The 13,473-nt window shown below is 42.0% G+C and carries 23 protein-coding genes, 1 tRNA gene and 1 pseudogene; all 25 read right to left on the reverse strand.

The features are described from left to right. Positions 1–72 precede the first annotated feature (72 nt). Positions 73–285, reverse strand: a complete 213-nt coding sequence (locus tag C3F34_RS01400; RefSeq protein ID WP_104440926.1) for a hypothetical protein — start codon at positions 283–285, stop codon at positions 73–75. A gap of 17 nt (positions 286–302) precedes the next feature. Further along, positions 303–740, reverse strand: coding sequence for a hypothetical protein (locus tag C3F34_RS01405; protein WP_104440927.1), 438 nt, complete (start codon positions 738–740; stop codon positions 303–305). Further along, positions 740–1,216: a phage tail tube protein gene (locus C3F34_RS01410; protein ID WP_104440928.1), complete on the reverse strand. Its 477-nt coding sequence runs from the start codon at positions 1,214–1,216 to the stop codon at positions 740–742. The genes C3F34_RS01405 and C3F34_RS01410 overlap by 1 nt, the downstream gene beginning before the upstream one ends. 69 nt (positions 1,217–1,285) lie before the next feature. After that, entirely contained in the window at positions 1,286–1,504 is a 219-nt protein-coding gene (locus C3F34_RS01415; RefSeq protein ID WP_104440929.1) for a hypothetical protein, read from the reverse strand. A gap of 71 nt (positions 1,505–1,575) precedes the next feature. Next, positions 1,576–1,863 carry a hypothetical protein gene (locus C3F34_RS01420; RefSeq protein ID WP_104440930.1) on the reverse strand — a complete coding sequence of 96 codons (288 nt, stop codon included), beginning with the start codon at positions 1,861–1,863 and terminating at the stop codon, positions 1,576–1,578. Positions 1,864–1,892: 29 nt separating this feature from the next. After that, positions 1,893–2,264 (reverse strand): DUF3168 domain-containing protein, encoded by a 372-nt coding sequence (locus tag C3F34_RS01425; RefSeq protein ID WP_104440931.1) that lies wholly within the window; start codon positions 2,262–2,264, stop codon positions 1,893–1,895. After that, on the reverse strand, positions 2,261–2,719 hold the full coding sequence (locus C3F34_RS01430; RefSeq protein WP_104440932.1) for an HK97-gp10 family putative phage morphogenesis protein: 459 nt from the start codon (positions 2,717–2,719) through the stop codon (positions 2,261–2,263). Before C3F34_RS01430 ends, C3F34_RS01425 begins: the two co-directional genes overlap by 4 nt. A 3-nt stretch (positions 2,720–2,722) precedes the next feature. Further along, a complete protein-coding gene (locus tag C3F34_RS01435; protein ID WP_104442275.1) occupies positions 2,723–3,052 on the reverse strand; it encodes a phage head closure protein in 330 nt (109 codons plus the stop codon). Further along, positions 3,049–3,366, reverse strand: a complete 318-nt coding sequence (locus tag C3F34_RS01440; protein WP_104440933.1) for a head-tail connector protein — start codon at positions 3,364–3,366, stop codon at positions 3,049–3,051. The genes C3F34_RS01435 and C3F34_RS01440 overlap by 4 nt, the downstream gene beginning before the upstream one ends. After that, positions 3,323–3,715, reverse strand: coding sequence for a hypothetical protein (locus C3F34_RS20455; RefSeq protein WP_213064792.1), 393 nt, complete (start codon positions 3,713–3,715; stop codon positions 3,323–3,325). The genes C3F34_RS01440 and C3F34_RS20455 overlap by 44 nt, the downstream gene beginning before the upstream one ends. Positions 3,716–3,765: 50 nt before the next feature. Further along, positions 3,766–4,965 (reverse strand): phage major capsid protein, encoded by a 1,200-nt coding sequence (locus tag C3F34_RS01445; RefSeq protein ID WP_104440934.1) that lies wholly within the window; start codon positions 4,963–4,965, stop codon positions 3,766–3,768. A 2-nt stretch (positions 4,966–4,967) separates the two neighbouring features. Further along, positions 4,968–5,633 (reverse strand): HK97 family phage prohead protease, encoded by a 666-nt coding sequence (locus tag C3F34_RS01450; RefSeq protein WP_104440935.1) that lies wholly within the window; start codon positions 5,631–5,633, stop codon positions 4,968–4,970. Beyond that, the gene (locus C3F34_RS01455; protein ID WP_104440936.1) at positions 5,611–6,840 is read right to left on the reverse strand and encodes a phage portal protein; all 1,230 of its coding nucleotides are present in this window, start codon (positions 6,838–6,840) and stop codon (positions 5,611–5,613) included. Before C3F34_RS01455 ends, C3F34_RS01450 begins: the two co-directional genes overlap by 23 nt. Beyond that, the gene (locus tag C3F34_RS01460) at positions 6,840–8,564 is read right to left on the reverse strand and encodes a terminase large subunit (RefSeq protein ID WP_104440937.1); all 1,725 of its coding nucleotides are present in this window, start codon (positions 8,562–8,564) and stop codon (positions 6,840–6,842) included. Before C3F34_RS01460 ends, C3F34_RS01455 begins: the two co-directional genes overlap by 1 nt. 8 nt (positions 8,565–8,572) lie before the next feature. After that, positions 8,573–9,064 carry a phage terminase small subunit P27 family gene (locus C3F34_RS01465; protein ID WP_104440938.1) on the reverse strand — a complete coding sequence of 164 codons (492 nt, stop codon included), beginning with the start codon at positions 9,062–9,064 and terminating at the stop codon, positions 8,573–8,575. A 102-nt stretch (positions 9,065–9,166) separates the two neighbouring features. Further along, on the reverse strand, positions 9,167–9,493 hold the full coding sequence (locus C3F34_RS01470; protein ID WP_104440939.1) for a hypothetical protein: 327 nt from the start codon (positions 9,491–9,493) through the stop codon (positions 9,167–9,169). Beyond that, positions 9,486–9,845 carry an HNH endonuclease gene (locus tag C3F34_RS01475; protein ID WP_104440940.1) on the reverse strand — a complete coding sequence of 120 codons (360 nt, stop codon included), beginning with the start codon at positions 9,843–9,845 and terminating at the stop codon, positions 9,486–9,488. The genes C3F34_RS01470 and C3F34_RS01475 overlap by 8 nt, the downstream gene beginning before the upstream one ends. Continuing rightward, on the reverse strand, positions 9,838–10,071 hold the full coding sequence (locus C3F34_RS01480; protein WP_104440941.1) for a hypothetical protein: 234 nt from the start codon (positions 10,069–10,071) through the stop codon (positions 9,838–9,840). Before C3F34_RS01480 ends, C3F34_RS01475 begins: the two co-directional genes overlap by 8 nt. A gap of 66 nt (positions 10,072–10,137) precedes the next feature. Continuing rightward, complete coding sequence (locus C3F34_RS01485) at positions 10,138–10,314, reverse strand: hypothetical protein (RefSeq protein WP_158654324.1); 177 nt, start codon at positions 10,312–10,314, stop codon at positions 10,138–10,140. Beyond that, a pseudogene (locus C3F34_RS01490) lies at positions 10,311–10,814 on the reverse strand (hypothetical protein). The gene C3F34_RS01485 and the pseudogene C3F34_RS01490 overlap by 4 nt, the downstream one beginning before the upstream one ends. 170 nt (positions 10,815–10,984) lie before the next feature. Further along, a complete protein-coding gene (locus tag C3F34_RS20505; protein ID WP_104440943.1) occupies positions 10,985–11,260 on the reverse strand; it encodes a hypothetical protein in 276 nt (91 codons plus the stop codon). Then, entirely contained in the window at positions 11,250–11,429 is a 180-nt protein-coding gene (locus C3F34_RS01500) for a hypothetical protein (RefSeq protein WP_104440944.1), read from the reverse strand. Before C3F34_RS01500 ends, C3F34_RS20505 begins: the two co-directional genes overlap by 11 nt. A gap of 522 nt (positions 11,430–11,951) precedes the next feature. Next, positions 11,952–12,028: transfer RNA gene (locus C3F34_RS01510), tRNA-Arg, on the reverse strand. 340 nt (positions 12,029–12,368) lie between these two features. Continuing rightward, positions 12,369–12,779: an antiterminator Q family protein gene (locus tag C3F34_RS01515; RefSeq protein ID WP_104440946.1), complete on the reverse strand. Its 411-nt coding sequence runs from the start codon at positions 12,777–12,779 to the stop codon at positions 12,369–12,371. 12 nt (positions 12,780–12,791) lie between these two features. Beyond that, on the reverse strand, positions 12,792–13,469 hold the full coding sequence (locus tag C3F34_RS01520) for a metallophosphoesterase (protein ID WP_104440947.1): 678 nt from the start codon (positions 13,467–13,469) through the stop codon (positions 12,792–12,794). Positions 13,470–13,473 lie beyond the last annotated feature (4 nt).

Consider the following 13,473-nt stretch of genomic DNA (forward strand, 5'->3'; position numbering starts at 1 on the left):
ATTTTCTTTACCGAATCTAACAAAAGCTTCACAAAAAATCCATTATTCATGAGCCTAATCAAAGAAACCAACCTAAGCTGATTTCTTCTTTTCAAGTTCTTGCATACGCATCTGCTCATAGGTTAATTCTGGAGTAGCTTCGTGTGGCATGAAATCTCGGGGGTCAACTTCTGCGCCTTCTCTAACTTTGAATCGAGTGTAGTGCGCCATCAAGTTGCCGAAGCCTTGTTCAATGCGGCGACCAAAAAAAAGAGAGCCAAACTTTTTACGATAGGCTCTCCACATATCCAACTCTGCTGTGCTTAGGTTTCGTCTGGCGTCGGCAATGGTGCTTCCACCGATTCCGTTGAGGACGAGTTCGCAGAAGAATTCTTCTTCTTCGTTGAGATCCAATTCTTTCCCAAAAGATCCAGAACCTCATCCACAGCTTCATACATTGCGTTCAGTATTTCAGTAGAGACCCCACCAGTATCTTTAATATCTGGGAAGAAGCGCTTATTTTCTGATTCAAACACCGTTTGAAATACAATAGCCTTTGTGCTCTGGTCTAGGGTTGCTTTAGATTTATCTTTCAACCCCCAAGCGTCTAAAGCATTAACTTTTTCATCATGCGAAATCACCTTAATCAGGATTTCACCTTCAAATTCTTCGCCATTTGCATCATTAAACTTAATCGTTTTTTCAACAAATGTACCAACACCAATAGCATCCTTCGCTTTTTTAAAAGTTAATTTAGCCATTATGGAGTCACCTTAAATTCTTCAATTACTTTTGACTGACGCTTTAACGGAATTGTATGGTTCACAAGCGCATCAGGATCAAACACTGGTGAGTTTTTACGAAGCTTCACAGTTGCATAGGACCATGAACGTGTATCAGGAAGTGTGACATCTGAGCCTGTTAAAGTCGGCACACCTGCACCATCAGACCAACCCACATACACACCTACTTCATCGCGGTCATCCGCTAATTGAAGCAAAGTCATGTGCGTTGCATTCGTGGGGTCGGTGTTGATAACCAAGGATCCTTCACCAGGTGTTACCAAGCCAAAATCAGAAGTCTTTGTTTCTTCTTCATCTAGGCAAGTCGTGTCAATTTCCGTTGAACTATCATCACCCCATGCAATCGACTTAATGCATAGAATACGAGTCAGTGAAGGAGTTGCACCGTGGAGAATCCATACGTGCGTACCTTGTGATAAAACGCCTTTCGCCATGAGTAGCTACTCCTCTTTTTAGGCAATAAAAAACCGCCCTTTACGGCGGTTAAGTTGGAAAATTAAAATTTAGTCAGAAAGTTTGGTTTGAATCCGTGTACCAGAGATGATGAACTTCTTATCACCATCGCCCATTGCTGTTGCATCAATTGTGGTCACATAAATATCGTGAATATTTACGCCAGTATCAGATTCAAATTGAGCTGCTTTTTCTTGAAGATAGGCAGCAATTTCTTGCTCATATTGCTCTTTGATAGTTAGAAAATCATCTACTGAAATTTGGCTCATTTTTGGATTCCTACTCGCAGATTTAGGCAATAAAAAACCGCCTCTATGGGCGGCTATTCGTGTTTTAAAATCTATGGATGAATATCGTAAAGCTGATTAGCCTCATAGGTTGCCGCATTAAGTGCGGTCCATGTGAAGTGTTGTGTTGAGTTTAATTTCTTACAACAGCCCAGAATCGCATCAAGGATTGCTTGTGGTTGTGCGCCTCGGAGAGTCTGAGCATCAAAGCCAGCAGGCTTAAAAACTTCGTTATTGATAACTTCAAAGTTATTGAGGTATGTAGATCCTGTTGTCATCCATTCATTGAATTTTTCAGCAACATCCATCAAAACATCTTGTTTTTGTTCTTCAGTCAGCATTTTTAATACCCCAATTTTTAATCAGTATATCACCAATCCAACCACCAATTCGCATCAAACCCGCGACCAAAAACATTGGTATCGTTAATTCGCTCAAAATGATTCGGATGAATACCAGTGATATAACAATGCGGTTCAAGCGAAGTCCGAATGGCTGCTCGAATATCAGAAGCTCCCTTTTGACTGGTGTCATAAACCACTATCTGGAAGGACACATGGTCAATATTTGCAGCACAATCCAAGTTATTTTCAGGATTGCCCGTGACCACCGACCAAACTGCATAAGGATATGTTGTGCCTGTTGGTGCAATATCTTCAAATACTTTTAAAGGACTGTTTCCGAGTAATGCTGTGATATTTGGATCTGCTTTTAATGTTGGAACTATTGGAAGGATGTTCATAGTTTTGCAAGTTCCTTATCGAGCTCAGTACTAAAGTTCTGTGCAAATGAATCTGTCATAGCCTGAATATTGTTCTCTAAAGCAGGTCGCATAAATGGGGTTGGTGGATTATGTACTGATCCAAACTCTATCCATCGCCAGTGTCGCGTATCTCCACCGCTTAAGCTTGGTGGATTTGGATTTGAAAATGAAGCACCCCCACGAACACCAACCCTCATAACGATTGAATTTGAATCGCGGGATTTTCCAGCTGCAATTGCGATATTTTTCCAGATTTTTTCATCTGTAAGCCTATTATCGATTCCTTTAGCATTGCTACGCGCTGCATCACGGACAATTGCCATGGCTTTACGCGCTGAACGCTTTGCAGCATTTTTTGCTAAACGTGGATTAGCCAAGACTCTGAGCTTTCGCTCAATTTCATCCATCCCCGTTATTTCAACATCAACAACCATGACCTACTCCAATACAGCAAGCTCCAACGTCATGTAGATCTTACCATTCACATTGTCGGGCTTAGGTGGCGAAACAATCTGAAAGGTGTATCCACCCCAAAGCACGCGCATTTCTGTGGTGATATCACTACGTTTACGTAGTTTTAAGCGTGCTGTAGTTTGTGAACCAGCAGCCTTGGCATTGATTGAGTCTTTAACTGATAAAAACTCAACCTTAGCCCAAAGCTTTTTGAACTCAGCCCACATTTCTGTTTCGTAGTTGTTTTCATCGTAAGTGCTAGTTTTATTTTGGATCGTGACGCGATGGCAAAGTTCACCTGCTGCTAATGTCATGTATTCACCCATCGATGCTTTTTCCAAAGCCAAGCAGTTGCCATTGGAAGTTCAGTACCTACACCAACAGATTCCCGATTTTTATACCAATGCCCAATCAACATATGAGCACCTTGAAGAATTGAATCTGTGACAATCATTCCATTTAATACATCTTCTGGAATTACTGCTCCAACTTCGTAAAGCTTACGGTTAGTTTCCTGCTCAAAGGCATCAAAAGCTGCACTGATTAAAGACTCAATCAATGTATCTTCTTCATCGTGATCAACTTTAAGATTCAGCTTCACCTGTTCCAGCGTCAGAAATTGGCTCATCTACTTTACCCTTTGCACCGCGTTTAGGTTTTGGTTTTGTGTCAGGCTCTGGCTGCTCTGGCTGCTCTGGCTGCTCTGGCTGCTCTGGCTGCTCTGGCTGCTCTGGCTGCTCTGGCTGCTCTGGCTGCTCTGGCTGCTCTGGCTGCTCAGCATCTTGCGAAGGTGGTGGTACGTCAATTTCTTTATTCACTTTACCTTCTTCCACATAACTCGCAACCTGAAGATGCTTAACGGCGTTTTCTGCAATACGATCATCAACATCATGAACGCCCGGTTCAATCTCGATGACGCGATTTCCGTTATCAACAGCAACTTTAAATAACTTGTGCACTTCAATTACTGGTGGCATTTTTCAATCTCCAAGAAATAAGGCTCCGTTAGGAGCCTTATTCAATATCGTTAAGCAGATAGAGTTAGAATTTTTGTTGCATTTGAATCTGTGAGCAATCCACCAACACGTTTTGTAGTGTAAAACTCAACATAAGGTTTTGCTGAGTACGGATCTCGTAGCACTCGCGTTCCCATTCGGTCTACTACTGAATAAGTGCGTTTAAAGTTACCAAACATTACTGCATTTGCATCTGCTGCTACATCAGGCATGTCTTCATTTTCCGCGATTCCATAACCTAATAGCGTTGATGGCTGATCCATTTGTAATCCTGGTTGCCACAAATAGTTGCCTTGATCATCTTTGAACTTTCGCACATACATCTGCGTTAAACCATTCATCATGAATTTAGCGCCATTACGATAACCTTTACGCAACCCATAAATTAGATCAATAAGGTTATCTGCCGTAAATGAACCTGCAGTGCCAGACTTAAAGTTTTGCAGTGTTCCGAATGGTCGATTTTTATCACTGGTTGTAGCCAACGAATGTGCCAATAAGCCCTTAGGCTTATTTGTGCCATTTCCAAGTAAAAATGCCGCTGATTCTTGCTCTGCAAATTCAATCACAACTTCGCTCGACAACCACTGTTCTACATCAAAGAACATATCATCTAAAGACTGTTGGGTTGCCTTAGGTTTTGCATAAAGCTCACCCATTGTTGCGATAATTTCTTTTAAGGTTGGCGTGTTAGTTTCTGGTCGAGCATCTGTTTCCCCAACCCAGCCAGATCCAGCACCACCAAGATTCACAAGTTTTTTATAGCCAGAAGCGCTGATAAGAATTGACCCACATTCTTCACGCATAACGTTGTCTTTACGAAGAATCTCAAGCAGATTTTTATCTAGCTCTTCAGGTGCAGCATATCCCCCATCTTCATCAACAGCCAATTGCACGGCTTTTTGTTGAAGTTCTGCCAGATTTTCATCAGAACCTTTACGGATAAATTGATTAAATGCTGCTTTATGCTCATCAACTTCTTTGCCTTTGGCTAAACCTGGGCGCTTTGCTGCTTTCAGCTCTTTTTCCAGTTCGGTTTTCAGGTTGTCGAGTTCACTCATTTTTTCATTGATCTTATCGACTTGTTCAGACAATTTGCCTTTTTCAGCTTTAATACCATCTAGCTCTTTGTCATTTTTCTTTTTGAATTCTTCAAACGCACCTTTAAGGTCTGCTGCAACTTCTTCAATATCTTTCTTTTCAATACCCATGATTACTTACCTACGAAAATGGATTTTAAGGATTTAAGTGGTTGTAGCGCATCTTCGTCATCAGCATCTCGCTGAGTATCAATTGCACTGTAGCCTTTGGCCATAAATGCCTTGGCTTGCGAACGTGTAAACCCAACATCTCGCAGGGTACGCTCAATTTTGCTTGGGGAAGGTGTTTCCCCTTTTTCAAGCAGCGATTTCACTTCTGAAATGCGTGCTTCATCATTTGCGGGCATGGTCACAAGCGACACTTCCCACAAATCGATTTCTTTTAGTAGATAGACTCCTTTTGAAGAGTCATATTCCCAATCTTTTAAGATGTATCCAATTGATAGACCACCAAGGCTTCCTGCTTTAGCATGAGCATAAGCACGCTTAGCCAATGGATCGTCATCGATAAGAAGACGGCCTTTCACATATAAGCCATGGTCGTCTTCTTTCATTTCTGTATAGATGCCGATTGGCTCAGACATTTTGTGTTGCCAAAGCAATGAAGGCAGCCGACCTTTTTCAGCCCAAGAAGAAAGAGACTTTTGAAAAGCCCCTTTAACCACTACATCTGAATAACTATCTTCGACACCGAATACCGAGCCATAGCCTTCAAATTCCCCCGTATCAGTTAGAGATTTAATCTTTAACGGGATATCAAGACGCTGCTTTGTTTGCATCGTTTTCCCCTTCTGGATCTGTTGTCATATTCATTGGTGTTAGATAGATGTCCCCGCCTTCACGCGGGTTCATATCCTCAAGTTCGCGGCAATCATTTGGACTTAACCAGCCCCACTGGATGCCTTTACCATAAGATTCATAGCGGGTTTTAAGGTCCCCTCGAAGTAATGCCCCAGCGTTGAATTTTGCATAATGGGTTTTGCGGTCCTTCTCACTGAGCAATCCAACTTTGATTCGAGACTCAATCCGCGTCATATAAGGGACCAATGAGTAATTCACAAAACTCATACCCATATGTTCGATATTGTTGAGCGTCATTTTTTCCATATTGGCTGCCAAATGCGGTGGCACACGGAAAAGACCGCAAATTTCAGTGGCTTGATACTGCCGTGTTTCTAAAAATTGAGAGTCTTCAAGGTTTAAGGCTGTCGGCTTCCATGTCAGCCCTTGCTCAAGAATCATCGGCTTATAGGTGTTAGCTAATCCCGCATAATTTTCGGAGAACTCGGTTTTTAAGCGATTGAACGCAACATCTGTTAATTGCTCGCTTGTTTCCAATACTCCTGAAGTCACTGCACCGTTTTTAAATAACTTGGTTCCATGCTCTTCAGTATCTAATCCAAGTCCAATACACTTCCGTGCATAAGCAATAGGGTTAAGACCATTCAAACCATCCAGTGTGAACAATCTAACGTGCCAAATTTCATCTTGGGACAGGGTTTTTACTCCGCCATTTTTGAAATTCACCTGGTATTCCACGGTCCAATCATCGTTAAGTTTTGGTGTTACTGATGATGGATCTAAGGGAAGTAGCTCAACCACATCGCCTAATGCATAAACTTTATATGCGTAAAAATTACCCCGCAGACACAAGCAGACCATCAACAGCTCCCAAAACTCTTGAGCTGTCATATAGTCATTTGGTGCCACATAAAGCAGATCATGCAATCGATGGTTATCCGCTATTTCCTTGTTTCGTCCTACCTTTTTATATAAACGACATGGCAACATGCCCATGGATTCAGATAACACCCGAACACATGTAAAAACAGTCGTTAATTGCATTGCACGCAAAGGCGTTACTGGTTGCCCCATACCTGTTACATATTCAGCCCCAAAGAATTTTGCCAAATCATCAGGACTAGAAATGATTTGGGGAGTTGTCTTGAAACCAAGAAACTCCCCAATTTTAGTTTTTAAGCTCATTACAATTTCCTAATCCCGTGTTTCTCAAGATGACTAGATAGATTTGATTCCTCAGGACTACTGTTAAGTGTAAGGATTCGATTAATACCCATAAGGCTTGCTACAGCACCATCAATTTTCTTAAAGCTCTTTTCCTTATGAGGAAAATCCGTGTCGTTAGCACCCTTCTTAGAGACTACATTCCCAATCATCCAAGATAAAATTGGGTTTCCATCATGGTGCCAACGTCCAGAAGCGATTGCCGCCTCAAGCTCTTTCATTGCTGGAGAAAAGACTTTTGTGATTTTGGGTATCTTGATTGACGTATAACCTGCATCATCAATTTTTTTAGCGATTTGAAAGCCACCCCATTCATCATATGGAACTTCTTGAACAACTAAATTTTCAGCGTCATCCGTTATATCCTCGGCAATTTCATTTAAGTCATTCTCGGCACCATCACAAACAGTCAATAAATCTTGGTTCAACCATTTCTGGTAACGTTCAATGACTTGTTTTTCATCACCGTTATAAACCGTGTCATAAGGTAGATAGAATCTTGGTGCGACACTGTAATAGTGAATCTTTCCATTAATGATTCGATAGAACAGATTGATACGCGCAGCAATATCGATCTTTGATGACAAATCCACACAAACCATGCAGGGATCATTTCTAAAATCATCAATCTTTAAGGTCGTATCCTTGCACTTATTCCATTGCTCCATGTTGAAGAACGCTGATTTCGCAGAAACCCAAATATTAAGATGCTTAGTTTTGAACGTGTTCTGCTTAGAAGCATTTTGAACTGCTCGTCTTTGTTGGGACTCTAAGTAATCTGCATAAACAGAAACGTTAAAATTTGGGTTAGCCTTCGCCAGTACCTTTGGATCGGTCCAGTCATCACCCTCATCAATTGTCCAAATCCAACCAAACAGCTCTTCATCAGGAACAACACCTTCAAGCATTTCTTGCACACGAACCCGCAGGTCATAGCAAGGACCTTCGATATTGAATCCTGCAGTTGTAATCGTAAAAATTAGCGGCTGTCTGCGTGCCCCCATACCTGTTTGCATGGTGTCATATAATCTGGCATCAGCATGCTCATGATACTCATCGACAATTGCACAATGTGGTGATTGGCCATCTGGTGGATCTCCAATGATTGGCTCAAACAAGGAACCATCTGTTGGAATTTCCAAACTGCCCGCATTTACCAAAATTCCTGCTGCTTCAACCAGATCTGGTGATCGATTCACCATTAGCCTTGCAGGCTTAAACACTTCCCATGCTTGTTTTTCTGTTGTGGCACCAGAATAAACTTCAGAACCAAACTCACCATCGTTCGCAAACATGTTAAGTGCAACGCCAGCTGCAATTGCTGACTTACCATTCTTACGAGGTACTTCCCAATAGCTTTCACGGAAACGGCGATAGCCATCTTTTTTACGGATCCAGCCAAAAGTGCAGGCAATACCAAATTTTTGCCAATCTTCTAACTTAATTTTTAATCGTTTTAGTGCCCATTCACCCTTTGTATGAGGCAATAATTCAATAAAAAGAATCTTTTTTTCAGCTAATTTTGGTTCAAATTTATAAGGAAAATCACGAGATTTTGATTTTTTTAGGTCATCTAAGTGTCTTTGACACGCTAATTTCACCCATTTACATGCAGGGATTTTTCCAGAAGTTACTGACTTTGCCCATTTGTTGGCAGCGTCAACATTTGGATAATTGTCAGCCATCTATACCCTCACATGTCTAAAACTCCTGCAAATGCATTACCCTTTTTCTTTTGTCCACCACCAGTTAAACGCGCACGAGATGAAGGATCTAATCCAAGTAAAGAACCAAGCGTTGCCATCTGACGGACCGCCTCATTCATAGCAGTTAAAGCTGGATTCTTAATTGGTCCACCTTGAGATCCGATTACAACGATTCCATTCAAAGACACTTCTTTCTGGGCTTTCCGCCAGTTTTCATAAGCCAGACAAAACCCTTCTACGTTATGCATATCGGTAATGCGTAGAATCTTATTTTTAAGTAGTTCAGGTACGATTGATTTCCAAATCATGGGAGCATATTCCAAGGCCTCCATGTATTCAGGTACATCAATATTTGTGACTTCAGAAAATTCAGGTACATGATTGTTGAGTGGACGCTTACCAGGATTACCATTCGCTTTCTTTGTCTCTTGTGGTTTTGGCTTTCGGCCTCGCCCTGGCACTGATGCTATTCCGCTCATAAAGTCAACCCGTAAAATTTTTAATTTCGCGCACGTAAAAATATGCCTCAGGGGGCGGTCATTTAGTTGAAAGGTCTCAACTTTTTACCTCCCCCCTCCCCATCAACAGATTGTCGGCTGGGCCACGGCGCGTACTAATGCCATAATTCCAGTCTGAATATCAGTCTTACCGATAGCTGCCCATCGCTGTGGCTCTGCTGATTTAAATCGGTTGAACTCTTGGTATTCAGTACTGGCAAAGTCATTTGGACCATGCTGTGAACGAAGTGCTTCTGCATACTTAAACTCAAAGTCAGTGTTTAAGCGATTAGCAAGTTCATCTTGCAGCGCTAACAGTTCAGCACCTTTTTCTTTGATTCGATTCATTAGATCAATTTCTTCCTGAGTTAAGTCTCGATAGCCTTTGATCTTTTGATGTTGATTATCCATTCTGTTTTCCTTCAGTTGCAGTTTTCTCTTTATGACACGGCGAGCATAGCGATTGAAGATTACTTAGATCATCCGTACCACCGTGGGCTTTAGCCTTGATATGATCGACATCTGTGGCATGTGTTACTAACCCACGGCGAGCACAGACTACACATTGATAGTTATCGCGCTTTAGCACAGCTTCACGAATCTTTCGCCATGAATGACCATAGCCTCGCTCAGTTGTTGATCCCTTTCGATCTAACCGTTTGTTCCAGTTGCTGCGCTTATCAGCATGCGTATCACAGTAACCTTGTTGGTTACGTGACTTCACTACGTTGGGACACCCGAACTCACGGCAAGGTCTACTCATGTTGAACCACCTTTAACTCTTCAACCAATGCATCAATCTGCTTCTGATTAGTTGGATAAACTTCAATGATTGCCTTCCAAGGTTGATCTACTTCTGCTTTCAAAGTGATACTCATAACCCCTTCAAGATAACTACCATCATCCAACAATACTTTAGTGCCTTGTGCTAAATGGGCGTGCTTATTTCCCTCCTTCAGAGGAGGAATGATAGAAACTACTCTAGCCATACCTAATCATCCAAATTGCGTGAGCTTCTTGGCTCTTCACCTTCATCTTCCAATCGAATCAAAAGCTCATTGATCTGTGCTGTCTGTTCGTTGTTGATCTGCACCATCTGACTGATCAATTGAATCAACTGATTGTTTTGCTCCAACACCAAGTGACATGAGCACCCGCTGCATTCTTTCTTTGGCTTGTCTTGCATGTTTCTTTATCCATTCACGGCGGGCTTCGCAGCCTTGGCAGGTCATAATCGCTGCTCACTATATTCAAATAAAAACTTCAAATCATCAGGCGTCATCAAATAACACCCATGCTTATTGCACCACCCATGAATATCATTTAGGTACTCAGTGAATTGCTCTACTGTTGCGTCTGTAGTGCTGATCAATTCATTCAACCCATCAGCGACATATTGGTACACAGGGTGCTTTTGGTCCTTCAATACCTTGACTGCATCAAAGGTCTCTCGGTACTGCCCGACATCATCCCGATAATAGATTCGAGCCAAGAAATGTTTTTTAAAATAAAGATGCTATGAATCCTTATCTGTACCTTGATGTTTTGACCATTGAGACAGCCATTTCCAATACAAGCGGTTTTGCGCTTTGGATCTATCTTCCTGTTTCTGGTCAATGCGAATGACTAAAGGCTTACCCTCTTCACATGCTTGTGAATGGTTACGGTGCATGTAGTTAATTACATTGCCAACCTTGTCGAATGAGTTTATTACGAAAACGGCTGGCTCGATTTTTGGAGTAGGTTTTGACATGACTACTCCTTAATAGTTCTGGAATAACAGCTTTAGAAGCCACCCCAGTAGAAAAATGTAAATTACAAAATCAATGTGCTTGGATATTAGGATAAGCATCACACCAAAGACCAAGCCGATAGCAATAGAAATGAGGGTTTTCTTATCCATCAAAACACCTCTTTACTTTCCACCCTAAGCATCCGATTAGTTTGCTCTAACCACTGCTCAAACATTGCCTCGCTCTCTGCACGACCACCCAATTTGAATTGATCAAATGCGCTATGGCATGAATGGCACAATGGGATTGTATAAGCATCATCAGCTTTGATTGATCTACCCTTGCCATGCTTTGAGCTGTTTGAGTGTGCTGCTTGACTGTCTGGATTGCCGCATCGAATACAAGGCAATTTTCGTATTGCTGCCAGTCGCTTGCTATCGCGCATGACGTTTAATGTTTTCTTTGAGTGTTTCAATGTTGTGGTCGATCTGACGCACTCGCTTATCACACTCGAATTTAAATGCCTGTGTTGAGTTCAGGTGATTCAGACCTTGTATTTTGTCTTTATCGTCATGCAGCATTTTCAAATTCTTCTTTGCTTCGACTATATCCATGGTCACTTCACCTTCTTGCCAAGCCGACGTGCGTATAAGCGCTTTTTCTTTTGGCTAACCTTATTTGGTTTTGACTTTATTTTTGGCGGTGCTGTCCATCGAAGAATACTTGATAGATCCTGAAGGTTATTTGTAGCTCTATCCATCTCAGCACTCATCGCACCCATTGAAGCAACCAGCATTCCCAAACCTATTCGACTCATTCGCATTTTTAACCACCAATAAGAAAAGAAAAACCCCTCAACATCTAGAATGCGAGGGGCTTTGATTGCCGTAATACGTTCGGCTAAGTCACCGAAGTGAAAAGGGTTTATTTAATTTCTTTCAAACAATTTCGGCACACTTTGATTTCTTCATCGTCAACTGTGTAATCAATCTCTGTCGCACCGTGTAGGCCGAATAAACATAATAGGAATTGGAGCATTTTGTTCTCCTTAATCCCAATTATGGGATATGAGAGGGATTATCACTTGAAGCAATCCCTCCATCTTATATGGTGCCGAATTCGAAAGGTTTGAAATTTGGAGCACCATGTAGGATTCGAACCCACAACCATTGGTATAGAAAACCCATGCTCTGTCCAGTTGAGCTAATGGCGCTTAAAAAAGGATGTGGTGATCTGCCACACCCTTGCCTTAGATTACGATATTGACCAGCTCGGCAACTAATCTACCGCTACTCACAATCACACACACCTAACATGCCCGGTCTGCTTTACTTGCTTTCAATCCTCTTTAGGTCGGGACGCTACTCCCTAGTCTAGATTCCCAAGGGAAGTTTACTCGATGGCATGTTCCACTGGTCAGCACTCCAGTAGGCTAGGTTGCCTTTTCACAGGCATTAAAAAAGCCCACCTTTCGATGAGCTTCTTTCCGATCAAGTGCTTAACTAACACTTCGACCACTTATAACACAAATATAAACAAAGTGTGCTGCATAGTCAATCACTTAAAACCTCTATTTTCCCATCAAGATATGCCAATCCTTTATCGATTTCAGCACGCACTTTCGCCTTACTACATCTGTGGGCATTGGCAATACTTTGATATGACCAATTGTTTTCGTATGACAGAATCAAGAACCATGCGCGTTCCTGTAGGTACTCCCGCGAGTCTGTATGCATTTTCGCTAACAATTTGCTAACCCGCACGGCTTCATAGTCTTCAATCTCAACTGGCATTGACACCTTGCTTGCACGTATTCTTGTTTTGTCATTTTGGTCAATCAAAATAGCAAGCGGATTGGCTGACACGCCTGTCTTTGTGGTTCTTACCCAAGCCCCGTATTGCTCAAGCCATTGATGCGCTGAACGCTTAGACCAATTCATTTTTAACCCTGTCGCCGCATTCATCCCTATTCCCTCTTAAATCTTGCTTAAATCTAAAATTGTCATTGTTCCCCAATGCACTGCACCGGTATCAATCCAGTAGCAGTTATCGCGCTTACATGGCTTCTGGGTAACCGTATGCCCCATGATTACCGCATCAATGCCGGACACATGGGTGTATTGCTTTTTATCTTCGTCTAGTCGATCACGACCCCACATGGCCAACTCAGATGGATCGCGGGATGCTGTTGGCTCTTGATTGAAAGTTTCCTTAAATTCCTCCCAATTATTCTGCTCAATATGCCCATGAACAAAACCGAACTTTTTACCGCTGCGGTTGATTTCTAGAACCACTGGCAACTCGGCGAAGGTTTTTGCAATGTTGTACATCGCCTGTCCATCCAGCATGTAAAACCACTCACCACCATTCGCAACATGACATCGCTTATATGACTCATTGTGTAGTCCACCAATGCATAAATCCTCATGATTGCCACGCACTGACGTAAACCATGGCTTTGATAGCAGCTCTACACACTGGATATTTTGAGTGCCGCGGTCCACCAGATCACCAACCGCAACCAGCAAATCATTTTCAAAGTCGAAGCCAATTTCTTTAAGTCGAGTCATAAGCAGGTTGTAGCAGCCATGAATATCCCCAACAGCCCACAATTTCCCTTTAATTTCTTTATCCCAAATTTTTACTAAAGACATATCG

This window comes from Acinetobacter sp. ACNIH2 (assembly GCF_002934965.1).
In the GTDB taxonomy this organism is placed as follows: Bacteria; Pseudomonadota; Gammaproteobacteria; order Pseudomonadales; family Moraxellaceae; genus Acinetobacter; species Acinetobacter tandoii.